Origin of the sequence: Umezawaea endophytica, assembly GCF_025061645.1 — a bacterium.
GTDB classification, from domain to species: domain Bacteria; phylum Actinomycetota; class Actinomycetes; order Mycobacteriales; family Pseudonocardiaceae; genus Umezawaea; species Umezawaea endophytica.
Genome location: NZ_JANYMP010000036.1, coordinates 52,016 through 76,507, shown reverse-complemented (window position 1 = coordinate 76,507; position 24,492 = coordinate 52,016). Strand labels below are relative to the sequence as shown.

The following is a 24,492-nucleotide window of genomic DNA, read 5'->3' as shown; positions in this document are numbered from 1 at the left end:
CGCGGCATCCGCTTCGCGACAACCCAGCGACCGTGGCGTTCACCGCGGTCCACCCCCGCCACCACGTGCCCCACCACGCCGAGGCCACCGTCGGTGGCACCGTCGCGGTGCTCGCTGCCGTGGTGGATCTGCGCGGAGCCATCGGGTTCTCCTCCTTCGCGGTGTTGGTCTACTACGCGATAGCCAACGCCTCCGCGTGGACACTGCGCGCCGACGAGGGCCGCCCACCAAGGATCGTGCCTGCGACAGGCCTGCTCGACTGCCTCGTCCTAGCCGCGGGTGCTCTGCTCTGGCTGGTACGGCGAGGTCAGGACTTGCGTGCGTTCACGAGGCCGGATTCGTAGGCGAACACCACGAGTTGAGCGCGGTCACGCGCGTGGAGCTTCGTCATGGCCCGGTTGACGTGGGTCTTGGCGGTCAACGGGCTGATCACCATGCAGGCGGCGATCTGGTCGTTGGACAAGCCCTGCGCGACCAGCACCACAGCCTCACGTTCACGGTTGGTCAATTCCGCCAACTCCGTGCCAACGGCGGTGTCCGGCGGTTGCGCCACGTACCGGCTGATCAGCTTGCGGGTGATCGACGGTGCCAGCAGCGCGTCGCCGCGCGCGGCGACGCGAACCGCGTGCAGGAAGTCCTCCGGCACGATGTCCTTGACGAGGAACCCGGCCGCACCAGCGCGCAGCGCTTCAAGCACGTACTCGTCCAAGCCGTAGTTGGTCAGGATGACCACGCGCACCCCGGCCAGGGCCGGGTCCGCGGCGATGCGCCGGGTCGCCTCGATCCCGTCCATGACGGGCATCCGGATGTCGAGGAACGCGATGTCGGGCAGATGTTCCTTGGCCAAGGCCAAACCCTGCTCCCCGTCACCGGCTTCGGCGACCACCTCGATGTCGTCCTCCACATCGAGCAACGCCCGGAAACCGCTGCGCAGCAACGGCTGGTCGTCGACCAGCAGGACGCGAATCACGACGACCGGTCCACGGGGAGTTCCGCATGAACCGTGAACCCACCCCCGCCGCGGGGTTCCGCGCGCAGGTGTCCACCGAGGGCGGTGACCCGTTCGCGCATCCCCGACAACCCGACGCCGGGCACCGTCACGGTGTCCGGCGTGGCCGTGCCGTCGTCGTCGACCCGAATTGCGAGGACGTCGGGCCGGTAGTCGATCCGGACCGACGCGGTGGCGGCTCCGGCGTGGCGGGTGATGTTGGTCAGCGACTCCTGCACGATCCGGTACGCGGTCCGGTCCACCGCGGCAGGCATGTCGTCGCGTTCCCCCTCGATCGTCAACGTCGCGTCCAGGCCGGAGGTCCGGGCTCGCTGCACCAGGTCCGGGATGTGGTCGAGCCCGTGCGGCGGGGTCTTGTCGTCATCGCGCAACGCCTCCAGGGTCGCGCGCAGCTCCCGCGCCGCCTCCCGACCGGCCTCCCGGATCGCCAACAGCGACTCCGGCACCTCCTCCCCTCGCTTGAGGGCCAGGTGCACGGCCACCTCGGACTGCACCTTGATCACGGAGATCTGGTGGGTCAGCGAATCGTGCAACTCCCGCGCGATGTGCAGCCGCTCCTCATCGGCGCGCCGCCGGGCGGTTTCCTCACGGGTGCGCTCGGCCTCCTCAGCACGCCGCTCGGCCTGCCGCAACGCCTCACCCGCCGCACCGGCCGCGATCAACCACGCGATCTGGAGGACGTCCCGCGCCTGCGTGACCGCCTCCCCCACCGGCCAGTCGTGCGGGGAGACCAGGATCGCGAGCGGCACGGCGACCAACAGGACCACCGACCCCACCACCGCGACAACACGATGACCCGCGCGCACCACGGCGTACACCGCGAACAGGTACGCGACAAAGGGAACGTCGAACCCGATCGCCTGATATCCCAACGCGCACAGCCCGGTCACCCCCAGCACGACGACCGGCACCCTCCGACGTGCGACCAACGCCAGGCCTCCCGCGGCCAACAACGCGTAGCCCAGCGGGTCGAGGACCGTGGAGACGTGTGGTCCGGACAGCCCAGCGAACAGCAGGGCCGCCGCGACACCGACGGCGATCACCCAGTCCCCGACACGGATCCGCACCCTGCTCATGCCTGCACAGTAATGAGAAGTCAGCGAGGACGACTCCCACGCGCGGATGACCGTTCGACTACCGCGCACGCGGTACTTCTGTAGTCCCTACGACGTTCGCTGTAGTCGGCTGCGGCAGCGGCGGCAGCGCGAAGTGCCCACGCCGGCACGACGACCGACGGCGCATCGGCCGACATGATCGGCGAAGTCCAGTCGCACCAAGAGAAGGAGCACCTCATGTCCACCGCGTCGACGGTCCTGCAAACCTTGGTCCAACCGACCACGAGCGCCTACACCTTGACGTCCGGACGCCTCTGGTCCTTGGTGGGCGCGCTGCTGGGGTTGGCCGGAGTGGTCGTCGGCGGGCTGGCCCTGGCCCGCTCTGCTGGCCGAACCGGCACCGGATCCGGGAGGCGGGGTGGTGTCGTGGCCTTGACGGCCGGTCTGGTGGGTGCGGTCGTCGGCGGGTTGGTCGTGGTAGCCGCCGAAGGCGGGCCAGGTACCGGCTACGGCATCGTCGGAGGCTTCGCCGCCGTGGTGGTCGGGCTAGTCGCGGTGGTGCTCGGAGGGTTGGTCCTGGCCCGCTCCCGTCGTGCCGCCTGACCGGTTGAGCCACCCGGGAACCTTCCACCGACCGTCGAAAAGTCGACGCAAGCACGTGGATCTCGACATCGGTGAAAAGTGGGTTGTCCTGTCCATAACTTCACCCTATGATTCTGGACAGAACAACCCAGAAAATGTCCCCGACCACGAGGAGAACACCGTGCCCGACCACTCCTGGCCGCCCGCCGGCTTCGACATCCGCACTGCCGACGTGAACGGCGTCAGGCTGTCCGCGGCTGTGGGCGGACGAGGACCGTTGATGGTTCTGCTGCACGGCTGGCCCCAGACAGGGCGGGCGTGGGCGAAGGTCGTGCCCGCACTGGCCGAGCACCACACGCTCGTGGTCCCCGACCTGCGTGGCACCGGGGGCAGCGAACGCCCCGTCGACGGCTACGCCAAATCCAACCAGGCCGACGACATGCGCGGCCTGCTCACCGCTCTCGACCTGTCCGGCCCGGTGGTCGTCGTGGGCCACGACATCGGCAGCATGGTCGCGTTCGCCTGGGCGCTGCACAGGCCCGACAACGTCGCCGCGGTGGTGTTGCTCGACTCGTTCCTGCCGGGGATCGATCTGGAGGAGGCGATGAACGTCGTCACCGGCGGCTCGTGGCACTTCGGGTTCTTCATGGCCCCCGCCATCCCGGAGATGCTGTTCGACGGCCACCAGGTCGAGTTCTTCCGGTCCGCGTTCGACGCCAGGAGCACGCCGTCGACGTTCAGCGACGAAGACATCGCCTACTACGCCAAGGCCTACGACGGCCGTGATCGACTTCGCGGCGGTTTCGAGCACTACCGCACCCTGCTCGACGACGGCCAGGAGAACCAGGCCGCCCTCGCCACGGGCCGCTTGACCACGCCGATCCTGTCGATCGGCGGCCGGGACTCCGTCGCGGAGCACACCACGGAAGCCCTTCGGCCGCACGCCAACGACCTCACCGGCCTCGTCGCCCCCACCGGCCACTTCGTCGCCGAGGAAGCGCCCGAATGGTTCGTGCACACCCTGCTCGACTACCTGGCGACCACCTCTAACGCCACCACCGAACCACGAGCTTGACTCCGTCCCCACGCTCGATGTGGAGGACCTTGGGCGTCACCGCCGAGGGCAAGATACCGATCCGACGCGGGGATCGCGGCCGCACGTCCATCACACCGAGGGCGTTGGATCAACTTGGCGGCGACGTTCGAGGAACACGGTGTCGCGCCAGCGGCCGTGGTGCTGGGCGATGCGGTCACGGACGCCGAGGGTGCGATAACCGGCGCTGTGGTGCAGGGCGAGGCTGGCGCGGTTCTCGGGGAAGATCGACGTCTGCAAGGTCCACAGGCCGGCCGCGTCGGCGGCGGTGACTTGCTTGCGCAGCAACGCTTTGCCGACACCTCGGCCGCGGAAGTCGGCGCCGACGTAGACCGACGTCTCGGCTACTCCGGCGTAGCAGTCACGGGCCGACACCGCGGTCGAGGCGGCCCAGCCCGCGACCTGCCCGTCGACTTCGGCGACCCAGCGGTGATCCGGCAGCCACTTCGCCTCCAGGGTGGCACGGCCGGGCGTCTCGGTCTCGAAGGTGGCGTCACCCGTGGCGATCCCTTCGGCGTAGACGCGCCGCACGGCCGTCCAGTCCTCGGGCCGAAGTTCACGAATCGCGACGTCGTTCGGGATGTCGGTGGGACAGCACGGCGCGGGCGCGAGCATGCCCATGACAACGTCGGCGGCGTGCGGCAGGCCGGTGCAGCAGGACGGGTTGACGCTGACGAGCGTGGTGGTGCCCTGCTTGCGCAGGCTGACGAAGCCGACCTCGGCGAGTTTGCGGACGTGGTGGGAGCAGGTCGACTGGCTGATGCCGAGTTGTTCGGTCAACTCCCCCACCGTGACCGGTTTGCTCGCGACCGCGACGGCGTGCAGCAGCCGTCGAGGTAGAACCAGCCGAGCACGCCGAACATGATCACCTGGAACACCGAGTTGAGCGCGACCAGCACGGCGGCGGCTTCGCGGTCGCCGCAGGCGAGGTCGTTCCAGATGATGACCATCGCGATGCAGCGGGCAAGCCCGACGATGATCAGACCGGTGCGGTACTCGGGCAGGTCCGCCAGGAAGATCCACGCCAGGGCGAACATCAGCGCCGGGCCGAGAACCCAGTTCAACACCAGGGACAGGACCATCGTGCGCTTGTCGCGGGTGACGGTGTCGAGCTTGTCGTAGCGGACCTTCGCCAGCACCGGGTACATCATCAGCAGCAGACCGAGCGCGATCGGCAACGAGACGCCATCGACCTTCACCGCGTCCAGAACGCCTTGGAGACCGGGCAGGAACCGCCCGAGGGCGAGACCAGCGACCATGGCCACGCCGATCCACACCGGCAGGAACCTGTCCAGAAAGGACAGACTTTTCACGACGGCGGACTCAGCGACCTTCACCCGCCGATCCGCGGCCTGGTCGGAAGCCGAAGACCGGTCCGCCGGGCGCTGTCGTTGGCTCATCATGTGGGCGAGCCTAGGGCTTGGATTGACATAAGTCGATTCAACCTGATGTGCTCTCCCCTGCCGAAGGCCGAAGGCCCGAACCGGCCGAGGACTGACCGACCAGGTGAACAGCGGGCCACCATCTTCCGTTCGCCCGGACCGGAGATCAACGAACCAACCGCAGAGCCGCCACGAGGAGAACAACGGTGAGCAAGACCCCGGAAGTGCTGTTCGTCTGCGTCCACAACGCGGGCCGGTCCCAGATGGCCGCAGCCCTGCTCCAGCACTACGCACTCGGCAGGGTCTCCGTCCGCTCCGCGGGCTCCGAGCCCGCCGACAAGGTCAACCCCGCCGCGGCCGAAGCACTAGCGGAACTAGGACTCGACATCACCGCCGAGATCCCCACCAAGCTCTCCTACGCCGACGTCGAAGCCTCCGACGTCGTGATCACCATGGGCTGCGGCGACACCTGCCCCGTCTTCCCCGGCAAGCGCTACCTCGACTGGGCCCTCGACGACCCCGCGGGCCAAGGCGTCGACGCCGTCCGACCGATCCGCGACGACATCGACCGCCGAGTACGCGGCCTCCTGGCGGAAATCCTCGACCCACACGCCTGACCCGGTCACCACGCCAAGCTCCACGAAGTACGCTGGCCAGTGGTGTCGCACCACAGCCTGGCTGTCATGGGTGTCATGCGGCCTCATCGAACAGGCGTTGTCAGGCTTGTGCGGTGGGGCGTACGACGATCTCGTTGACGTCGACGTCCGCGGGCTGGTCGACCGCGAACACGATCGCCCTGGCGATCGCGTCCGGCGAGATCGCCATCGCGTCACGCGACTTCTCCAACGCGGCCCGAACATCCGCGTCCGACACCGTGGCCACGAAGTCAGTGGCCACGAAACCAGGACTGACCAGGGTCACCCGCACGTCTGGCCCCGACTCAACGCGCAACCCGTCGCACAACACCCGAACCGCGGTCTTGGTGGCCCCGTACACCGCCATCGTCGGCGTCGGCGCCATCCCCGCGACCGACCCCACCGTCACGAACTGCCCCCCACCCTGACGCCGGAACACCGGCAACGCGGCACCGATCCCGTGCAACACCCCCTTCAGGTTCACGTCCACCATCCGATCCCACTCCTCGACCTTCAACTCGTCCAGCGCGGACACCGGCCCGATCCCGGCGTTGTTCACCATCACGTCCACCCGCCCGAACTCCGCCACTGCCGCCGCCAGCAACGCCTGGACGTCCTGCCGCCGGGTCACGTCGGTCACCACCGCCACCGCCTGACCACCCGCGGCCCGGATTTCCCGCGCTACCCCGTCGAGCGCCTTGTCGGTACGACCCCCGAGCACCAGCTTCGCGCCCCGCGCGGCCAAGCCCACAGCGGTGGCCCGCCCGATTCCACCGCTCGCCCCGGTGATGACCACGACCTTGTCCTCAATCATTCAAGTGTCCTTCGGGATCGATGTTCGAGTGTGCTAGTTGCCGGTCTCGCAACGGCTTCAGCGAGTCGCGGTCACGATCCGCTCTCCACCACCGCGGGACAGGATTTCCGCCCAGGGCGCCACGGTCGCGAACAGCGCACGCATCGCGGCGAGCGACGGCGCCAGGAACCCGTCGTAGGCAGCGGTGGCATCGGATGCCACCGCGACGTCGAAATGCCGCTCCAGCCCAGACCGCACAGTGGACTCGACGCACACGTTGGTCAGCACCCCGGCGACCACCAGACGTTCGACACCCAGTCCTCGCAAGGTTTCTTCCAGATCGGTGTGCAGGAAGGCGTCGTAGCGATCCTTGTCGACAACCTTTTCCCCGGCCACCGGAGCAAGGCGATCAAGGATCTCAGCGTCCCAACTGCCATGGCTCAGCATTCGCGGCTCGATCGCGAGGATCGGCGCTGCCGCCTCGCGCCATGCGGCGGACATTTCCGGACCACCCTCACTGATGACCTGACGGGTGTAGAGCACGGGCACGGACGCCGCCCGTGAGGCAGCGACCAGGTTCTCTGCCGCCCGGACGACAGGTTCGGTGTCGGAGAGCCCCATCCCCGCTCGGGCCAGCGACCCTTCCGGGTGCAGGAAGCCGTTCTGCATGTCGATGACGAGAACCGCCGTTGTGGACATAGGTGTGCATCCCTTCTGTTTCTGCGAGTGAGGAAGCAGAAAAAGGAGTCGACTGCCGCTGGAACGTGATCGCCGGCCGCCAAGAGGCATGACATCGCGCTGAGCAGATCGGTGCCGGCCAACGTCAGGCCGTGTCAGGTTGTCAGCGTTCGGGTGGGTGGTCAGAAGATCGCCACGGGGTTGCTCGCGCTGGAGGTGGCGCCGACCAGGCGCCAGGGCAACGCGGCGAAGAAGAACTCCCACCGGCCTTCCTCCCGGCACACCGCGGCGAGTTCGGTGAGTTCCACGTTGTCGATCAGCCAGAGACCGAGGGCGACCAGGCCCACCGCGTGCACCGGTCTGGTCAGGTCCGGGCCGTAGCCGGAGGGCTGCACGTCCTGCACGCCGTCGTTGCCCAGCACGGCGACGTCGCGCTCGCGCAAGAACGGCAAGCAACTCGCGTGCAATCCGGCCTGCCGCGCGGCCGGACCGACGGCGTCGGGGCCCTCGTGCAGGATCCTGGCCACGTTGCCGGTGTGCACCAGCAGCGCGTCACCCGGACGCACCACGACACCCTGCCGCCGTTCCGCCGCGGTCAGCTCGTCAGGGGTGACCGGGTGACCGCGCTCCAGCCAGGCGACGCCGTACAGCGCCGCGATGTCCAGCAGCACTCCCCTGGTGAGGAAGCCGTGCACGGCGTGGTGCACCGAAAGCCGGCGCGCACCGCCCAACGAGGTCGTGTCGGAAGCGGGGAAGCCGTTGTAGTTGTGCCCGTCCCACGAGTAGTGGGCCAGGCCGTCGACGTGGGTGTTCGAACCGTGCGCGGCGATGCCGACGAACTCCGTCACCGCGTCGAACCGCAACGGCCGCCCGAAGTGCTCCTCGACCTCGTTGGTCCCGGTGAACCGCTGCACCGCGAAGTTGCCGGACGCCAACGGATCCGGCGCACGGGGGTCGATGTCCCGCGACAGCGACACGGCGCGCCCGAAGCGGATCGACGCGGCGGCCGCCACCCGGACCTCGTCGGTGATGGTGTTCAGCGTGCCCAAGCGATCGTCCTCACCCCACCGGCCCCAGTTGGACAACGAGGTGAAGAACTCGATCACCTCGCCCTCGGTCAGGTCCGTGCCCCGCCCGCTCATCGCCGCGCCGCCAGCAGCGCGCGCAGCCCGTCGAACAGCACACCCCGGTCACCGGCCAAGGTGACGGTCCGTGACACCACGTCCTCCGGTTCCCACGCCGCGTTCGCGACCACGTACTCGATCCCGCCGTCACGACAGGCCCGGACGACGCGATCGTGCGCCTCGTGGATCTCGGCCTGGGCGACGTCACCGTCGAGCCCCCACGCCATGCTCAGGTCGAAGGGACCGAAGACGAGCCCGTCAAGACCCGGCCGCGACGCGATGGCCTCCACGTTCTCGACGCCCTCGGGGTCCTCGACGAGCCCGAAGACCAGCACGTCCTCATCGGCCTGCCGCCGGTCACTCGCCCAGTCGGTCGTGACGTGCCCGACCGACCGCACCGCCGGGCAAGCCCCCCGCCGTCCCGCTGGGGCGTAGCGGGCCGCCGCCACGAGCGCGGTCGTCTGCTCCACCGTGCACACGTGCGCGGCCATGATCCCGGCCGCGCCGAGGTCGAGGACGCGCTGGATGAACGACGGGTCGTGATCGGCCACCCGCACGATCGCGTCGATCCCGACGGCGTCGGCGCCGCGGATCAGCTCGCGGATCTCCGCCAGCGACAACGAGCCGTGCTCGGCGTCGATCCACGTGTAGTCGAACCCGGCCTGCCCCACGACCTCCACCACGTCGGGGCTGGGCAACTGGACCGCGACCCCGTAGGCCACTCCTCCCGCCTCCCAAGCCGCCCGGATGCGGCGCGGACGTCTCATCAACATGCGTAGTTCCTCTCGACTCTCCGACAAGTCGACGGTAGAGCCGAAAAGAGCCGGACAGTTTCGGTATTGTCGAAAGTTGTGTCGACAACACCTCACTCAGCTCGGCGGGCAGGCCCGGCATGAAGCCCCAACTCGCTCACATGCAGGTCTTCCTGGCCTTGGCGCGGTCGGGCAGCGTCACCCTGGCGGCCCACGACCTGCGCCTCGCGCCGTCTCGGATCAGCGAGCGCATCCGGGAGTTGGAGTCCGAACTGGGAGTCAGCCTCTTCGACCGCTCGACGCGCCCGTCGACCCTGACCGCGGCGGGCGAGGCCCTGTTCCCCCGCGCGCGGTCCATCGTCGCCGAGTTCGACCTCGTCGAGACGATGTTCCGCACCGCACACACGCCCCCCGTCCGCGTCGGCGTGCGCTCGTTGCCGACGGAGTTCCGCGAATCACTGGTGGATCAGACCATCCGGTCCGCCGTCGGCCGGTCGTCCCTGTCGCTCCGACCGCTGGACTCGCACCAGCAGATCGACTCACTGCGCTCCCGTGACCTCGAACTGGGTCTGTTGTGGACCCCGCTGCCCGAGGACGGGGAACTCGACCAACTCCCGTTGCTGGAGGAGCGCTTCGTGGTCGCGGTCCCGGACACGCCGCGGTTCCACCGCCTCGACCGGGTCGGTCCCGCCGACGTCGTCGGCCTGCGCCTGGCCACCAACATCGACCCCTGGACCTTCCCGGACTCCCTCCACCCGTACCTGGAGATGCTGCCGCTGGTGGACCGGATCAACGCTGCGGTCGAGGACGGCCTGCTGATGCTGCTGTCCGACGGTGCGCACTGCTCGTTCGTGCCCGCCTCCTGGCACGACCACAGCCACTTCGCCTCACCCCACGGCGAGCGAATCCTGCTGCGCGCCCTGCTCGACCCCCAGCCCACCGTCGTGACCTACCTGACCTGGCGCCGGGACCGCCGCGACGAGGCGCCGATCAGCAAGGTCATCGACCGGGCACACCGGCAGTTTCCCCAAGCCCTCAAACGATGACGACATCGTGTTGTCGGAGCAACGAGGCTGAACCGACCCGGCTTCGACCGGGGACTTGATGTGCCCTGGACACCGTGGTCGGAGACGACGGTGTCGGGACGGCCTGCGGAAGAAGTGCGACTGTCGAGCAGGTTGTAGGTGCGGTTGACGACGATGATCTGGTCGATCATCAAAAACGGCATGGCCAACCTCGCCGCCGGAACCATCGACGTCATTACCCGCATCACCCGCAATCGACTCAAGTAATCCAATACCGACCTGCCCTCGCCGACGTTTTCCTCAGACCGATTGACCGCGTCGCACCAGACCCTGCCGCGATTCAGCCCGCATTCTTGCGGACTCAGATTGGATCCGAACCGGCAACAACGCCCCAATCTTTGGGACCACCGTGTTTGATCACTCCTGCTTCGGTACAACTGGCAAGAGCAAACTCGACAAGGGGTGCCGATGAAACGCTTGTTACGGTGGCTGATCGTCGTGGTGCTGCTGCTAGGGGTGTTCACCGCGGTCATGTTGATGGCCGTCCGGTTCGAGTGGGGCCCGCAGGCAGATACCGGCCGCTGGCTGGCCTCGATGTCGATCGCCGCATTCGTCGGTACGGCGGTGGCCGGCCCTCTGGTGTGGTGGGGCTCTCGGGAGAAACCCGTCCCTGGCACCGGCAACGTCAGGTACCAGCAGAGCGCGTACGCAACCGACCGCAGCGAAGTCCTGATGGCTGGCGGGACCATAGCGAAAGACGGCACCCCCGCCTCACCCGGCGTACAGCAGGCCCCGGCACAACCCCACCGCCCGAGCCAACACGCCAAGGCACACTACAAGAGCCGCGCCGAGATGGCCGGCGGTGATATCCGGAAGACCGAGACCCACAACTACCACGCGCCTGGCAGCGGTCCCGGCCGCAAACCCACCCCCGCCCGCATCATCCTGATCATGACGGCGACCATGATCCTCATCGCCGCCACCATCGTCGGCCAGCGCTGGTACGAGAACACCACCGCCGCCAGCATCGCCGAATCCAACCGTCGCGCCCAGCAAGACGTCGATCGCCGCACAGCCCCGTTCACCTGGATGATGAAAGGCCCGGACACACGCCGCCCGGCGACGTGGGGGTTCGTTCTGGATCGCCCCATCACATCCGAGGAATTCACTGACCTCACCCGGTTCGACCCGATGGATTTCGACCGGATAGCAGCCCAACTGCGCCCGTTGGGAGCGCGTCTACTCCCAGAAGGCCCTGGCCGACCAAAGATCGCCATCGACACCAGGGACCCAGATCTACAAATGGTCAGCGAACGGATGGAATCGCAACGCTCCCGATACGGCAAAAGCGACAGCTACCGCTTGCACCTCACCAGCGATCACGTCAGCGCTGTCACCGTCACCAGCATCACGACCACCGATGTGGTCTGCAGACCGTCGACCGCCGCCAGCGCCATTCTCCTACCACCCCAGGGGGAAGGACATGTCGGCGCGATCTACTTTTCTTTGGCCGACCCACCCGGAACTCCTGCGATCGAGAGCAACGACGGGTGGGCGGTCAACATCGACTACTTCGCCCATCACAAGATCGACCTAGGACAGGGCATCACTGCGGGAGATCTCGCCATCAACGTCGGGTCGGTCTCGCACCAGGTCTGCTCGTGGCGGTTCGCAGTCGAGTACTTCACCCTGGACGGCAAGTTCACCACGACAATCGACGACCACGGCAAGCCTTTCACGATCGAGTCCCCTCCTGACGACCCACAACAGCATCTGCAGTACCTGCCCGCCGGAGGCGACAGGAAGCTCCACTGGGTCGATTGCAAAACTGCCTCGGTCGGTTGCTAAACACCGCGCCTCAACGCAGCACGACGTCCGACGGCGAGAGGGCCGGCGCAGGTCAGCCACTACTCCGCGTCACCCGCAACAACCGGGCCATGACTCCGTCCTGCTCATCGCCGAGCGCGAATCCCCCTGCGGCCCGATCCGTCGTGTCGCGGGGTGAAATCGACGCCGAGGTTGCTGGCACCAAGGTGCCGCTGGCCTACGAGGAGGACCGCACACTGTTGGCGCGTCCTCGTCTCGTCGTTCCCGGAGACGTCAAGCTCGGAAGGTACGTCTCGGACGTGGACCTCAAACACGCCACCCATCCCTGTCGAACGGGATCGTCAGTCGGTGACCAAAAGGCGCTCTAGCCAGTCGCGGCGCGCGGCGATAGCGGCCTTGCTGATCCGCGCGTCGGGAACCTCCCGATCGAAGGCGTGGAATCCGCCGGGCCACACGTGCAGTTCGGCCCGGCCACCCGCCTGCCAGATCCTGCTGGCGTAGTCGATGACCTCGTCACGCAGGCATTCCGCGGAGCCGACGTCGAGGAACGCGGGCGGCAGGCCTGTCAGGTCGGTGGCGCGGGCGGGCGCGGCGTACTGCGGTACGTCCGTTCCGTCCTTGAGGGCTCCCAGCAGCGAGTGCCAGCCAAACAGGTTGTGGCTGCGGTTCCAGAATTCGATTCCGTCCATCTGCATGGCCGAGGCGCTGTCGTTGCGGTCATCGAGCATGGGGGCCATCAGCAGTTGGCCGAGCAGGCGAGGACCGCCCTTGTCGCGCACGGTCAGGGCGAGCGCGGCGCTCAGGCCGCCGCCGGCGCTGGGGCCGGTGACGACGATGCGCTCGGGGTCGATGCCGAGTTCGTCCGCGTGGTCGGCGACCCACAGCAGGCCGGCGTAGGCGTCGTCGATCTGGGCGGGATAGGGGTGTTCGGGCGCGAGCCGGTACCCGACCGAGATCAGGGTGGCTCCGAACCGCTCGGCCGTGTCGAGGAACTGGTCGAGCCCGGTGCGGTGGTCGTTGCAGAAGAAACCGCCGCCATGCAGGTAGTAGAGCACCGGCCGCGACTCGGGCGCGCCCGCGGGTGTGCAGATCAGCAGCGGGATCTCGGAGTCGCCTTCCGGACCGGGTACCGAGGGCTGGGAGACGGTGAAGCGCCCGCCGCGGCCGAGGTCGTCGAGCATGGCCACCGCGGCGTCGACCTCCGCACGGATCCCCGGCAGCATCTCGAGGCTCATCCGCGCCAACTCCGGCTCCTCCACCATGAAGGCGTCGTAAGCGACCTGAAGTTCGACATCGAGTGGAACGGTCGCGGTGGGAACGGTCTTCCCCGGTTCACGGTTCACACGCGCAAGCTAGTGCCCCCGTTCCCTGCGCACCAGCCGATTTCGACACCCCGCCGATCGCGCGGCAGGGCAGGGGGACGCCGCCGAGATGACCTGCATTCAGGCGATGATCGATGGATGACGCCCGAGGACGCTCAGGACGACGTCTGTTACACGCCAAGGAAATCCGATGTGAGGCGTCATCTCGCAACGCGCTCTCATGCCGCCGTGTGGATGACCCGCCAACGCGCTGTCATGCCGACGAGCGCGCGTTGTCAGGGATGGGTGTTCTCGACATCGCCTGTACCCGCCGCATCTCGGCCAGCGCGCCCTACTTCGGCGCCTGGAAGCCGCCGATCTTCTGCTTGAGCAGTTCGGCCAGCAGCGGGGTGCGGTCCTCAACGCCGGGCCGAAGAGCCGCACCCCGAGCCGTTCGACGCGGGTGGCCGTCGTAGGCGAATGCGGCGGCCACCCGGTTCACGCGCGTCCGGTGGCCCCAGTCGGAATAAGCGGATGCTCGTCGAGTCCGGTAAGCCCCAGGGGCCGCGGCACGACGTGGGAACTGCCCACGCGATGTCACTCGCCATCACGTGCGCAAAGGGTCTCGATCAAAACAGTGCGAGTGGCGTCACCGGGCTTCCGGTCGCGCCGTGGATGGGGAGCGGTCCCATAGCTAGGGCGAAGGTGTGACGGGCGTGGTCCACGCACGCGGTGGCCAGGGGATCGAGGTGTGCGCCGTCGACGATGGGCAAGCCCATCCGTGCGAGTCCGATCTGGTGCAGTGGCAGCGCCAGTGGCCCGAGGCGCGGGGGTGGGAACAGGTCGGAGACGTCACCCAGGTAGACGCTGATCTGATGGTGGTGCATCCAGCGCACCGCTGATGCGGCGATGCCGGCTTCGGAAGTCGGATCGGCCCGCACGACAAGTGCGTCGCCGGATTTGAGCGTCACTCCCTGGCGACGTGCGAGGTGGTCGAGGTCCTCTCCGCTGATGGGATGCCGCTTCGCCAGTGGGTTCGCGGTGACGAAGTCGAGCAGCACGCCGCGGGTGAAGATCGCCGGGCCCAGGGCGGTGACGTCGCTGGTCGCCAGCCGGCCCTCGTGGATGGCTTCGGTCAACGGGACGCCGGGGTACACCGTGTCGCCCGTGGTGATGTGGCCGAGGGCGTCGAGATGGGTCAGCGTGTGGTGGTGGGTGTTGATCGTGAGCAGGTCTGTGATCGCCTGTGGTGGGAACCCCCGTGTAGAGCAGCGCGTGCCCTACCGCGGCGGGGACGGCGACCATCGCGGCCGCGTGCGGGCCGCCGGTCAAGGGGATCGGGTGCACCGGCCGGGCAAGGGACACGACTTCGCCGTGACGTACTTCGGCGGCAGCTCGCGCGGCCACTTCAGCGGTGATGTAGTGCAGTGTTCCGCGGCCTCGGTCGTCCGGCCACCGCCCACGGTTGTCACAGTCACCGGCGATGGCATCGGAGCCGGCCGGACTCGGTTGATCAGGCATGTGCCGACTCCCGACCGCGCAGGACGGTCAACCGGTCCAGGGCATCGCGGAAGCCGGTGTTCCCGGTGCCGCGAGCGCTGACGTGACCGTCGGGGCGGACCAGGATCCAGTGCCCCTCGGTCGCGGCCAGCGTGTCGTGGACGCGGCCGTCGGGATCCCACACCTCGTGGCCGTCCCCGGCGAGGCGGGACCTGCTGATCGTCACCGTGTCCAGCCACGGCAGTCGTGAGGTGATCTGGTCCGGACCGGTGGCGTGTCCGTTCCCGGCGAAGACGAGCAGGTGCCAGGCCGAGGTCCTCAGCAACGCGCGGAGCGCGGTCCAGCCGGGTGATTGCGCATCGGCCGCGGAGATCCGGGTGAGTCGCTGGCCAGGTCGTGGACCTTCACCCGAGTCGTCCGCCACGGTGAGCGGGCTGTCGGAGTAGCTGATGCCCAGACCCGACATGGTTCGGATGAGCTGGAGCATGAAGCCGTGATCGGCGTCCCGCGTGACCGTGGTGGTGGACTCGACCATGGCCGTGTCCATGACCTCGCCGGTGGAGGCGAGCAGCGCCTGGCCGATGGGAACGCGCTCGGCGTCGTAGGTTTCGAGCAGCGCGGCATCGGCGTGGCCGTGCACGACCATCGCCAGCTTCCACGCGAGGTTGCACGCGTCCTGGATGCCGGTGTTGAGCCCCTGCCCGGACGCTGGGGAATGGATGTGGGCGGCGTCCCCGGAGATGAAGCACCGCCCGACGTGCATCGCCGGGACCGCGCGCTGCTGGATGGTGAACTTCGAGACCCAGCTCGGGTTGTCCACGACGGTGTCACGCCCCAGGGCCTGCGACAGCTTCGTGCCGAACTGCCGGGCGATCCGGTCGAGGTGTTCGGGTTCGCCTTCGCCGGTCGTGTCCAACAGCCGCCACTTGCCCGGTTCGGGGAACGGGAACAGCATCAGTGCGCCGCCTCCCGGGAACAGCCAGTGCACGCCGTCGCGGTCCAGATCGGTGTGCACGACCGCGTCGGCGATCAGCCACGTGTGCGCGGAGTCGCCCACCAGGGGGAGTTGGAGCGCCTTGCGGACGGTCGAGTGCCCGCCGTCGCATCCCCAGAGGTACCGCGCGCGAACGGTCTCCCGCCCACCGGAGTTGGTGCGCAGAGAGACCGTGACGGCGTCCTGGTCGTGGTGGAAGGACTCCAGCCCGGTGTTCCACTCCACGGCGATCCCGGCCGACACGGCATGTCCGCGGAGCACTCGTTCGGTTATCACCTGGTCGATGTTGAACATGTACGGGAACCGGGTCGTCAGGTCGCCGAAGTCGAAGTCGACCCGTGCCGCCGGGGTTCCCTGGTGTCGGATGAACGCGTTGACCCTGGTTCCGTGCGGAGCGATGTCGGCCAGGATCCCGAGCTGGTCGTAGATCTCCAGACTGCGGGCGTGGGTGCCCAACGCCCGGCTCGTCGTGGCCGGGCCGGCCGCCGCGTCGACCAGCCGAACCGAGACACCCCAGCGGGCGAGCTGCAACGCCGCCGCGAGTCCGACGGGGCCCGCCCCTGCGACGAGGACGTCAACGTCATAGTTGGTCACGACCACTCCCTCTGTGTCAGCAATGCTGACACAGAACGGTACACCAAGAGGAGCGAGGAACCCGGTCATGATCGACGAGAACCATTCGAACGCGCGCCCGCCGCTGATGACGATCCTGCAACGAGGTGTGCGCTGGTTCTCCGACGAGTTGGTCGAACGCCTCGCCGCCGCGGGCGTCGACCCCATCACGCCTGCGCACGCGGCCGTGCTGGCGCACCTGGACGACGAGGAGGCGCTGAGCATCGTCGAACTGGCCCGCCGAGCCGGTGTCGCCCGCCAGACCATGCACCGGGCCGTCGCCCAACTCGTCGACGAGGGACTGCTGACCAACACGCCGGGGCCGGGATTCCCCCGCAGTTCCCTGATCGAACTCACCGCCGCGGGACGTCGGCGGCGTGACATCGCGTCGGGAATCCTGCGCGACTTGGAACAGGACCTTGCCAGCCGACTGGGAACCGGGACGCTGGCGGAGTTGCGTGAGAGCCTGACCCAAGCCTGGCCGGGATGAAGCCGTCGCGGCCTTGCCTCGCTACCGGTAGAGCCCGTCCGGCCCCCGGAAACCCGCAGGCAGCCCCGAACCCGTCTCCAGAGCGGGATCTTCCCCGTCTTCTCCGCGGATCATGCCGGCCACGGACTTGATCACGTTGGTCATGTTCAGTCGCCAGTCCCGCACCTGGACGGGATCCAGTTCGAGTGTGGCGGCAGCCGCCTGGACGTCACCGAGTTCTTGTCGCAGCGCCTGCCGGGCGGTCGCGATCTGCTCGGCGAACCCGAGAGCCGTCGGAACGTCGTCGCTCAGCAGCGCGCTGCGCTGCTTGATGTCGTCACGCGCCAGGCGCAGCGCGTTCTCCAACCGCGCCACACGGGGCGGCTTGAGTACCCAGACCGCTTGAGCCCCACCCATCAGCGCGGAGCGCAGCACGGTGAAGTACGCGGTCGGGTACAGCGTCTGGGTGCCCTGGAACGCGACACGGAAGAAGTCCGGGTGCTCGACAGCCGTGGCCAGCGCCCCGTAGGCGAGCTGCGATGCCGGCATCGCCGGGTAGAACCGGTCGTCACGAGCGAGACTGCTGTCGGGGGCCGGCACCGTCACGTTCGCGGAACGGATACGAGCGCCCCACTGCTCGATAGTTGGGAACATCTTCTCCAAGCGGACCGTCCACGCCTGGTCCTTGTCGTTCATCGCCACAGCCTAGGCAGCGTCGCCGCGTGGCTGACCGTGCCGCAGCGACCAGGCCGTGACGCTGGCTCCCGATGCGCAGTTCCTCCAGTTCCACGGGGAGGAGGGGAGTCCGGCAGGTCACCGCCACCCGGTGCGGTGGGCCACCCACCGGCGCCCCGCCGCCGCAGCCGCCGCGCGGTAGGCCCGCAGGCCCGCGCTCGTGGTGGTCCGCGAGTCCCGCTCCCACAGCCCGCTCAACGCCACCGCGTAGGACGTGACCGCCTCCGGGGCGGCCTGCTTCCACCCGGCGACCTCGGCCAGCAGCGCCTCCGCCCCGGCCGGATGGTGCCCGGCGCGGATGAACTGGGGCACGAGGAACGCGATGTCCACCCACGCCGCGCCGCGCGCGGGCCACGCCCAGTCGATCACGAGCACCCGGCCCGACCGCGTGTCGATCATCAGGTTGTCCTCGCGCAAGTCGGTGTGCAGCAACGTGTCCCCGTCCATCGCGTCCAGACAGGACGATTCGTGCGCGGCCAGGGCGTCGAGGTGCCGCAGTGACCAGTCGTCCAGATCCGCCGGCGGGTCGGCCGCCAGCGTGGCCCAGCCGCCGAACAACGGGCCGAGCTCGGCGGCCGCACTCCGGGCGGCCTCGTACGGGCACGGGGTCAACGTCTCGCCCAACGCGGCCACCGCGTCGAGCACCGCGGGCAGGTCCGCCGAGCCCGGCGCGAGGCTCGGGTGACGGCCCTCGATGTCGTCGAACGCGCTGAGCACCCACCCGTCCCGTTCCACGGCCCACCACAGCGCGGGCGCGGGCGAACCCTGCGGCAGGCAATCGGCGATCGACGACTCCGCGCGGTAGGCGTCGACCAGTTCGTGGTCGGAGGCGATGGCCTTGGCCTACCGCACGTCAACGCCGCACAAGGCGATATTGACCGATCGCCACATTCATCCCTGCCGACTCACCACAACCGACTCCCGCCACCCATCACAATTGCACTCACCCCGTTTCGTTACCAAACGGACATCCGCTCATGCCGCATGGAGCGTGTTGTGCCAAATCCGCTGTCATGCCCTCTGAGACTCTGGGCACGACTTGGCCGCGTGACCGTGACGATCCCGCAGCGAAAGCGAGCATCATGATCACGGCCTTGCACGACTACGACGCGTTCAGCACGTGGATCGGACGTGACACACCCAAGGCACGCAAGGGTACGAGTCGCCGTGCACCGGAAGGTCTTCGGTTCGCCTTCTACGGCCGGGCCTCCACCGTCGAGCACCAAGACCCGGCAACCTCCGAGGGCTGGCAACGCGAAGCCGCCGAGCATCTGGTCGCCGGACACGGTCGGATCGTGGCGTCGTACTTCGACGTCGGCAGTTCGCGACGTCTCCCCTGGCGCCACCGACCGCAAGCAGCGGAACTCCTGGCCGCGTTGGCGGATTCGGACCGGGGCTTCGATGCGATCGTGGTCGGGGAATACGAGCGTGCTTTCGCCGCCGACCAGTTTCAGCGCATGGCCTCGCTGTTCCGACGCCATGACATCCAGATCTGGTTACCCTAGGCCAACGGGCCGGTCGATCCGGGCAGCGTCATGCACCAAGCACTCATGACCGTGCTCGGCGCCCAATCACATCGCGAGGTCCTGCGAGCCCTGCGCCTGCCGAAAACCTCATCCATGCAGGTGAAGAGACCTGCAAAGCCCCTGGGTGAACGCGGTCGTGATCTCGCGCTGTTGTCGACGAGCACGGCATGATGACCAGCCATGCTGCTTCGGCTGGCCTACCTCAGCGTGACCAACGCGTTCGCCCTGCTACGCCTGCTGCCCATGAGCAACCGGGACAAGGACATGGAGATCCTGGTGCTACGGCACCAGATCACCGTCCTGGAACGTCAATTGGGCACAACTCGACTGCGGTACTTCCCCGCCGATCGGGCGTTCCTCGTGGCGCTGCTGCACTGGCTCCCGCTGAGATGCTTCGTCAGTTCCAGCTACCGGTATTCCCGGAAACGGTGCTGCGCTGGCACCGGGATCTGCTCGCCCGCCGCCACGCGGCCACGCCTCGGCCCAAACGCCCCGGACGACTGCGGACAGTACGGTCAATCCAACTCCTGGTGCTCCGCCCGGCACGGGAAACCCCACCTGGGGCTACCGCCTCATCCACGGCGAACTACTCGCACTCGGCATCAACGCCGCCGCGTCCACGATGTGGCAGACCCTCAAAAACACCGGAATCGACCCGGCATCCGATCGCACGTCCACCACTTGGGCGGACTTCCTCCGCTCTCGGGCCAAAGCCCTGCTGGCCTGCGACTTCTTCAAAGTCCCGACCTTGAGCGGCACCCACCTATACGTGCTCGCGGTCATCAAACACAGCAGCCGCCGGATCCGCGTCCTGGGCGCCACGGCGCACTCGACCGCAGCGTGGGTCGCCCAGGCCTCGAAGAACCTCGTGATGGACCTCCATGACGCAGGCAACTCCGCACGATTCCTGAACCGCGACCGCGACCGGAAGTTCCTCACCCTGTTCGATGTCATCCTCGCCGATGTTGGCATCCAGATCGTCCTGAGCGGTGTCCGCATCCCGCAGATGAACTCGATCATGGAACGCTGGATCCAGAGCTGCCGCCACGAACTCCTCGACCACACACTCATCTGGAACCAACGACACCTGCTACACGCCCTGCGCGAATACGAGCAGTTCCACAACACTCACCGACCCCACCATGGCATCGCCAACGCCCGACCCTGCACCCGCTGCCACCACCGAGTACCGATCATGCCCAGATCAGCGACTTTGACGTCCGCCGACTACAACGGTTGGGCGGCATCCTCAACGAATACCACCACGCAGTCTGACCAGCACGGATGTAGTTTTCGGCAAGCACAGCGTTGTTCGCGGTGATCCGCGACGACGTAGAGTTCATCTTCGCCGACTCGATCGATACCCTCCACGACCACGGCAACGGTGTCGACATCACCTTCCGCCGGAACGGCAGCCGATCGTTCGACCTGGTTCTCGGCGCTGACGGGATGCATTCGCGCATTCGTGAGATGGTGTTCGGTCCGGACGACCCGTTCCATCACTACCTGGCTACTACTTCGCCGTCTTCACCATGCCCAACATGCTGGAGCTTTCCCACGAGGCCGTCATGTGGAACGCCCCAGGCAAGGCCGCCGCCCTGTACGCGGCCGGAGACGACGACGAGGTGCACGCGTTCCTGAACTGCGCCTTGCCACGACCACCGTTCCGCGAGTTCCCGGGACGTCATCGCGCCCCTGACCTGCTCACCATGGTCTTCGCCGACGCCGGATGGCGGATCCCCGACATGCTGACCGCCATGCAGCACACGAACGACTTGTTCTTCGGCACGGCCAGCCAGATCCGAATGCCCCGCTGGTCGGCCAGAAGGGTCGCGCTCGCAGGCGACGCCGCGCACGCACCGTCGTTCCTCACCGGACAAGGCGCCAGCATCGCGCTCGTCGGGGTCTACTTGCTCGCCGGCGCCCTCGCTGGCCCCAGCCACGTCGAAGGCTTCGCCGCCTACGAAGCCAGAACCCGTGAGTTCGTGACCCTGCACCAGGAGCTGGCCGGCCATGTCTGCCCAACACTCTTCCCCGTCACCGCCGGGGATTTGAACCAGCGCGACGACAGACTGCGACGGCTCATCGTGCTGCCACCTCGACTGGGACGACCGGACGCGTGCTCGATCGTGGGTGACCATTCCTCAGCTTCCTCGCGTTGGCCGTCATTGCCGTGACGAGCGCGTGTCGGCTTGCGTTCTCGCCGGCCCGTGGCGCAGGCCGGCGAGAACGTCTCGGTTTCGACGAGCACCTAGCCGGTCGGTCGACCGCTTTCCAGTATCCGGCTCCTCACCACGTGCAGATCGATGCCCTGACACCAGCCGATGTATTCGACGTAGCGGCTGATGAGGCTGTCCCGGAACGTCAGGACGATGCAGTTCTGCAACTCGACCCGCTCCCCGGCGGGCGCCATCCCCGGACCGCCCTTGCTGGTGCCGTGCCACAGCATCTCGATGGCGACCGCGTCACCGGAGGAGATCATCCGCAGGACTTCGATGGTGCGATCATCGACCAGGCGGGCTGAGCTCTGGCCCGTCTGGTCCCAGGCCGGTCCCTGGACGATGTTCATGGCGGGAATCATCACCTCACCGTCCTCGGTCATCAGAGCGGCCTGTTGCGCGAAGTCGTGCGCGTTGTAGGCCTCGATCCACTTGAGCGCGAGCTCTTCCTGGTCCAACTTCACTCCATCATGGATTCGGTTCACCTTGGCGAACCTCGTGGGGGACACGGACGACCCGCGGGTCAGGTCGCGAGCGAGAACTCGGGCAGCGTGAGCGCCGAGTGCGCAGGTCGGCCTTCCCTCGCAGGCATGGCGGTGAGGTTGCGCAGCCTGGTGTTGCGCTGCTCCAGTGCCTCGGCGGTGACGGGGAAGAGAGTGGCGCCCCCAGTACCGACGAGTCCTTGGTTCAGGTCAACGAAGTTGCGGGTGTCGTGCTCGTAGGCGGCGAAGCCTTCGTTGTGGTAACGGCCTTTGAGGGAGCCGGCGAGCATGTAGGCGCCGACGAGTGCGAGGCTGGTGCCCTGGCCGGTCAGGAACGAGGGCGCGTACGCGGCGTCGCCGGCCAGTGCGACTCTTCCGCTTGACCACCTTGGCATGCGGATCTGGCTCACGGCGTCGAAGTACAGGTCGTCCGACTCCCGCAGCGCGGCGAGCATCGTGGGGACTTCCCAGCCGACATCGCGAAAAGCGGTGGTGAGCAGGGTTCGCTGAGCCTCGATGTCGCCGAACGCGCGGTCCGGCGGATCCGGCAGTGCGACGTTCAGGAACGCGTGCACCTCGTCGTCTTCCCCGACGGCGTAGAGCGCCGCGGCCCGACCCGGGCTGTTCCACATGACGGTCTCGTGGGACAGCCCCAAGGTGTTGCGCATGGTGAAGACGGCGAAGCAGTAGCCCAGGTAGTGGCGGAACCGCTCTTCCGGACCGAACACCATCTCCCTGGTTCGCGAGTGCGTGCCGTCCGCACCGAGCACCACGTCGAACGAACGGGCTTCGCCGCCGTGGAACGTTATGTCGACCCCGTATTCGTGTTGGTCCATCGTGCTGATCGAGTCGTCGAAGACGAACTCCACGTCGTCCCGGACGGTCGAGTACAGCGCCGCCGTGAGATCTCCGCGGCGCACCTCCAGATCACGCCCTTCCACACCGCCGGTGATGGCGTGGGGATGCAGCGAAGCCACCTCGTCGCCGCCGCCTTGGAGGAAGGTCAATCGGCGCAGTTCGATGTGCGCGTCCTTCAGCCGGGGCAGGATTCCCATCCTGCGCACGACTTCGAGTGCGGTGCCGCGGATGTCGATGGGATAGCCGCCGTTGCGTGGCGCGCCGGCCTTCTCGACCACCGTGACCTCGTAGCCGTAGCGGTGGAGCCAGAACGCGAGGACCGGACCTGCGACGCTGGCGCCGGAGATCAGGACCTTGCGCCTGCCGGCAGCGGGAGAGGCCGCTCGATTCGTGCGGGTCATTCCGTGACTCCTTTGCGCATGGTGCGGGTGACCAGCAGGGCCAGCGCCGTGACGACGCCGGCGACGACGAAACCGGTGATGAAGGCCGATTCGGCCGGAACGTCCGAGCCGGCGGGGATTCCCGCGGTGAGGATCGCACCGCTGACCTGCACACCCACGGCGAAGCCGAGCACGCGCGTGACGAGGACCAGACCGGTGGCGATGCCGGTGTCACCTTGGTCGACGGAGGTCGCGGTGCTGGTCACCATCGCGGTCACGCACAGACCGTTGGCGAGCGCGATCACCGCTTTGCCGACGACGAGGTGCCAGACCTCGGTGTGCACGGCGGCCACGGCGAGCAGGGAGACCGCCATCAAGACCACACCGGTGGTGACGACGGCACGCGAGCCGAAACGCCGAGCACCGAGACCGCCGATCGGCCCGGCCAGCGACGCGGCCACAGCACCGGGAAGCAGGTAGAGCCCGATCAGGGTGGCGCCCGCTCCGAACCCGTACCCGTCACCGGATGCCGCGAACAGTTGCGGTACCAGGTAGACCGCACCGGCGGTCCCGACGCAGATCACGAACGTCAGCAGGCACGACTTCCACATCGCGGGCAGAGCGAGCATGCGCAGGTCGACCATCGGCGAGGTTGCCCGGCGTTCGACGAACACCCAGCCCGCCGCGAGGGCGACCAGGAGAAGGACCAGGGCGACGAGCGCGAGCGGCTCGGAGGCGAGGTCCGGTGCCAGCATGAGCACGAGCATCAACGTGACCAGCGTGCCGCTCAGCAGGGCGAAGCCGGGCCAGTCGACTCCGCCGTTGTCGTCCGCGCGGCCAGGGGGGTCGTGCGGCATCAGCCGGTTCGTCGCCACGGTCGCACCGATGACGACGATCGTGGGCAGCGCGAACATCCAGTGCCGCGATAGCTGTTCGGCCACGGGCCCGGCGGACAGCGTCCCCACCATCCCACCGCCGACGAACAGCCCGCTGACGACTCCGATGGCGACCTTCGACTCGCCTTCGGTCAGGTGCTTGCGCACGATGATGAACGACAGCGGCAGCGCCCCCACCATCGCGCCCTGCAGCACCTGTCCGAAGAGCAGCACGGGCAGGTTGGGAGCGAGGGCGGACACCAGGCCGCCGACGGAGACGACGGACATCAGCTTGATCAGAACCGGTTTTCCGCCATAGCGATCGCCGAACTTGCCTGCGATCGGGGTGACGAGTGCGCCCGTGATGAGGAGGACGATGCTGAGCAGCGCGCCTTCGGACGGGCTCATGCCGAGTTCGCGCTGCAGGAGGGGCAGAGTCGGCGTCACCACCGACTCCAGAGCGCCAGTGGCGAGCGCGAGCAGCCCCAGCGCTCCCAAGGCGGTTCTTCCGACGGTGACCGGAGGGGGCACAGCTGTGGTCATGGCAGTCCTTTGTGTTGCTCGTCAGGTGATGTACCGGCCGTAC

25 protein-coding genes and 3 pseudogenes are annotated in these 24,492 nt (G+C 67.9%); 11 read left to right on the top strand and 17 right to left on the bottom strand.

Features of this window, described 5'->3' with window-relative positions; translation table 11 throughout:
- Nucleotides 1-14 precede the first annotated feature (14 nt).
- Nucleotides 15-344, top strand: a pseudogene (locus NZH93_RS43510) (hypothetical protein); the annotation flags it as partial.
- On the opposite strand, the gene NZH93_RS43505 reads toward NZH93_RS43510, so the two are convergent.
- Nucleotides 308-970: a response regulator gene (locus NZH93_RS43505; protein WP_259629200.1), complete on the bottom strand. Its 663-nt coding sequence runs from the start codon at nucleotides 968-970 to the stop codon at nucleotides 308-310. The pseudogene NZH93_RS43510 and the gene NZH93_RS43505 overlap by 37 nt on opposite strands.
- A complete protein-coding gene (locus tag NZH93_RS43500; protein WP_259629199.1) occupies nucleotides 967-2,085 on the bottom strand; it encodes a sensor histidine kinase in 1,119 nt (372 codons plus the stop codon). Before NZH93_RS43500 ends, NZH93_RS43505 begins: the two co-directional genes overlap by 4 nt.
- Nucleotides 2,086-2,301: 216 nt before the next feature.
- Here NZH93_RS43500 and NZH93_RS43495 point away from each other — a divergent pair, with 216 nt between their 5' ends.
- Both NZH93_RS43495 and NZH93_RS43490 read left to right on the top strand, forming a co-directional pair.
- Nucleotides 2,302-2,667 (top strand): DUF6223 family protein, encoded by a 366-nt coding sequence (locus tag NZH93_RS43495; protein WP_259629198.1) that lies wholly within the window; start codon nucleotides 2,302-2,304, stop codon nucleotides 2,665-2,667.
- A gap of 160 nt (nucleotides 2,668-2,827) precedes the next feature.
- Nucleotides 2,828-3,721: an alpha/beta fold hydrolase gene (locus NZH93_RS43490; protein ID WP_259629197.1), complete on the top strand. Its 894-nt coding sequence runs from the start codon at nucleotides 2,828-2,830 to the stop codon at nucleotides 3,719-3,721.
- 90 nt (nucleotides 3,722-3,811) lie between these two features.
- On the opposite strand, the pseudogene NZH93_RS43485 reads toward NZH93_RS43490, so the two are convergent.
- Both NZH93_RS43485 and NZH93_RS43480 read right to left on the bottom strand, forming a co-directional pair.
- Nucleotides 3,812-4,570 (bottom strand): annotated as a pseudogene (locus NZH93_RS43485) (GNAT family N-acetyltransferase); the annotation flags it as partial.
- Nucleotides 4,570-5,139, bottom strand: a pseudogene (locus NZH93_RS43480) (arsenic resistance protein); the annotation flags it as partial. The pseudogenes NZH93_RS43485 and NZH93_RS43480, both read right to left, overlap by 1 nt.
- A gap of 188 nt (nucleotides 5,140-5,327) precedes the next feature.
- On the opposite strand from NZH93_RS43480, the gene NZH93_RS43475 reads away from it, so the two are divergent.
- Nucleotides 5,328-5,738 carry an arsenate-mycothiol transferase ArsC gene (locus tag NZH93_RS43475; RefSeq protein ID WP_259629196.1) on the top strand — a complete coding sequence of 137 codons (411 nt, stop codon included), beginning with the start codon at nucleotides 5,328-5,330 and terminating at the stop codon, nucleotides 5,736-5,738.
- A 100-nt stretch (nucleotides 5,739-5,838) separates the two neighbouring features.
- Here NZH93_RS43475 and NZH93_RS43470 read toward each other — a convergent pair whose 3' ends face one another.
- The 4 genes from NZH93_RS43470 to NZH93_RS43455 form a co-directional block, all read right to left on the bottom strand.
- A complete protein-coding gene (locus NZH93_RS43470) occupies nucleotides 5,839-6,570 on the bottom strand; it encodes an SDR family oxidoreductase (RefSeq protein ID WP_259629195.1) in 732 nt (243 codons plus the stop codon).
- A 57-nt stretch (nucleotides 6,571-6,627) separates the two neighbouring features.
- Complete coding sequence (locus NZH93_RS43465) at nucleotides 6,628-7,248, bottom strand: cysteine hydrolase family protein (protein WP_259629194.1); 621 nt, start codon at nucleotides 7,246-7,248, stop codon at nucleotides 6,628-6,630.
- A 161-nt stretch (nucleotides 7,249-7,409) separates the two neighbouring features.
- The gene (locus tag NZH93_RS43460) at nucleotides 7,410-8,369 is read right to left on the bottom strand and encodes a cyclase family protein (protein ID WP_259629193.1); all 960 of its coding nucleotides are present in this window, start codon (nucleotides 8,367-8,369) and stop codon (nucleotides 7,410-7,412) included.
- Nucleotides 8,366-9,124, bottom strand: a complete 759-nt coding sequence (locus NZH93_RS43455; RefSeq protein WP_259629192.1) for an HpcH/HpaI aldolase family protein — start codon at nucleotides 9,122-9,124, stop codon at nucleotides 8,366-8,368. The genes NZH93_RS43460 and NZH93_RS43455 overlap by 4 nt, the downstream gene beginning before the upstream one ends.
- Nucleotides 9,125-9,243: 119 nt before the next feature.
- Between NZH93_RS43455 and NZH93_RS43450 the strand changes: the two genes are divergently transcribed.
- Both NZH93_RS43450 and NZH93_RS43445 read left to right on the top strand, forming a co-directional pair.
- Complete coding sequence (locus NZH93_RS43450) at nucleotides 9,244-10,149, top strand: LysR family transcriptional regulator (protein WP_259629191.1); 906 nt, start codon at nucleotides 9,244-9,246, stop codon at nucleotides 10,147-10,149.
- 447 nt (nucleotides 10,150-10,596) lie between these two features.
- A complete protein-coding gene (locus NZH93_RS43445; protein ID WP_259629190.1) occupies nucleotides 10,597-11,976 on the top strand; it encodes a hypothetical protein in 1,380 nt (459 codons plus the stop codon).
- A gap of 320 nt (nucleotides 11,977-12,296) precedes the next feature.
- Here NZH93_RS43445 and NZH93_RS43440 read toward each other — a convergent pair whose 3' ends face one another.
- From NZH93_RS43440 to NZH93_RS43425, 4 genes are all read right to left on the bottom strand, one after another.
- Nucleotides 12,297-13,298: an alpha/beta hydrolase gene (locus tag NZH93_RS43440; protein WP_259629189.1), complete on the bottom strand. Its 1,002-nt coding sequence runs from the start codon at nucleotides 13,296-13,298 to the stop codon at nucleotides 12,297-12,299.
- 310 nt (nucleotides 13,299-13,608) lie between these two features.
- Complete coding sequence (locus tag NZH93_RS43435; RefSeq protein ID WP_259629188.1) at nucleotides 13,609-13,758, bottom strand: hypothetical protein; 150 nt, start codon at nucleotides 13,756-13,758, stop codon at nucleotides 13,609-13,611.
- 127 nt (nucleotides 13,759-13,885) lie between these two features.
- Entirely contained in the window at nucleotides 13,886-14,479 is a 594-nt protein-coding gene (locus NZH93_RS43430) for a cyclase family protein (RefSeq protein ID WP_259629215.1), read from the bottom strand.
- Nucleotides 14,480-14,769: 290 nt separating this feature from the next.
- The gene (locus NZH93_RS43425; protein WP_259629187.1) at nucleotides 14,770-16,344 is read right to left on the bottom strand and encodes an FAD-dependent oxidoreductase; all 1,575 of its coding nucleotides are present in this window, start codon (nucleotides 16,342-16,344) and stop codon (nucleotides 14,770-14,772) included.
- A gap of 67 nt (nucleotides 16,345-16,411) precedes the next feature.
- Here NZH93_RS43425 and NZH93_RS43420 point away from each other — a divergent pair, with 67 nt between their 5' ends.
- Entirely contained in the window at nucleotides 16,412-16,852 is a 441-nt protein-coding gene (locus NZH93_RS43420; RefSeq protein WP_259629186.1) for a MarR family winged helix-turn-helix transcriptional regulator, read from the top strand.
- A gap of 21 nt (nucleotides 16,853-16,873) precedes the next feature.
- Here NZH93_RS43420 and NZH93_RS43415 read toward each other — a convergent pair whose 3' ends face one another.
- Both NZH93_RS43415 and NZH93_RS43410 read right to left on the bottom strand, forming a co-directional pair.
- Nucleotides 16,874-17,527: a hypothetical protein gene (locus tag NZH93_RS43415; RefSeq protein ID WP_259629185.1), complete on the bottom strand. Its 654-nt coding sequence runs from the start codon at nucleotides 17,525-17,527 to the stop codon at nucleotides 16,874-16,876.
- Between the two features lie 117 nt (nucleotides 17,528-17,644).
- Nucleotides 17,645-18,340: a phosphotransferase gene (locus NZH93_RS43410; RefSeq protein ID WP_259629214.1), complete on the bottom strand. Its 696-nt coding sequence runs from the start codon at nucleotides 18,338-18,340 to the stop codon at nucleotides 17,645-17,647.
- Between the two features lie 320 nt (nucleotides 18,341-18,660).
- Here NZH93_RS43410 and NZH93_RS43405 point away from each other — a divergent pair, with 320 nt between their 5' ends.
- The 4 genes from NZH93_RS43405 (at nucleotide 18,661) to NZH93_RS43390 (ending at nucleotide 21,269) form a co-directional block, all read left to right on the top strand.
- Entirely contained in the window at nucleotides 18,661-19,071 is a 411-nt protein-coding gene (locus tag NZH93_RS43405) for a recombinase family protein (RefSeq protein ID WP_259629184.1), read from the top strand.
- Between the two features lie 45 nt (nucleotides 19,072-19,116).
- Entirely contained in the window at nucleotides 19,117-19,263 is a 147-nt protein-coding gene (locus NZH93_RS43400) for a hypothetical protein (RefSeq protein WP_259629183.1), read from the top strand.
- 451 nt (nucleotides 19,264-19,714) lie between these two features.
- Nucleotides 19,715-20,413 (top strand): integrase core domain-containing protein, encoded by a 699-nt coding sequence (locus NZH93_RS43395; RefSeq protein ID WP_259629182.1) that lies wholly within the window; start codon nucleotides 19,715-19,717, stop codon nucleotides 20,411-20,413.
- 220 nt (nucleotides 20,414-20,633) lie between these two features.
- The gene (locus NZH93_RS43390; protein WP_259629181.1) at nucleotides 20,634-21,269 is read left to right on the top strand and encodes a Rossmann-fold NAD(P)-binding domain-containing protein; all 636 of its coding nucleotides are present in this window, start codon (nucleotides 20,634-20,636) and stop codon (nucleotides 21,267-21,269) included.
- Nucleotides 21,270-21,343: 74 nt separating this feature from the next.
- On the opposite strand, the gene NZH93_RS43385 is transcribed toward NZH93_RS43390, so the two are convergent.
- From NZH93_RS43385 to NZH93_RS43375, 3 genes are all read right to left on the bottom strand, one after another.
- Nucleotides 21,344-21,769 carry a nuclear transport factor 2 family protein gene (locus NZH93_RS43385; RefSeq protein WP_259629180.1) on the bottom strand — a complete coding sequence of 142 codons (426 nt, stop codon included), beginning with the start codon at nucleotides 21,767-21,769 and terminating at the stop codon, nucleotides 21,344-21,346.
- A 65-nt stretch (nucleotides 21,770-21,834) separates the two neighbouring features.
- A complete protein-coding gene (locus NZH93_RS43380) occupies nucleotides 21,835-23,052 on the bottom strand; it encodes an FAD-dependent monooxygenase (protein ID WP_259629179.1) in 1,218 nt (405 codons plus the stop codon).
- The gene (locus tag NZH93_RS43375) at nucleotides 23,049-24,449 is read right to left on the bottom strand and encodes an MFS transporter (protein ID WP_259629178.1); all 1,401 of its coding nucleotides are present in this window, start codon (nucleotides 24,447-24,449) and stop codon (nucleotides 23,049-23,051) included. Before NZH93_RS43375 ends, NZH93_RS43380 begins: the two co-directional genes overlap by 4 nt.
- Nucleotides 24,450-24,492: the final 43 nt, after the last annotated feature.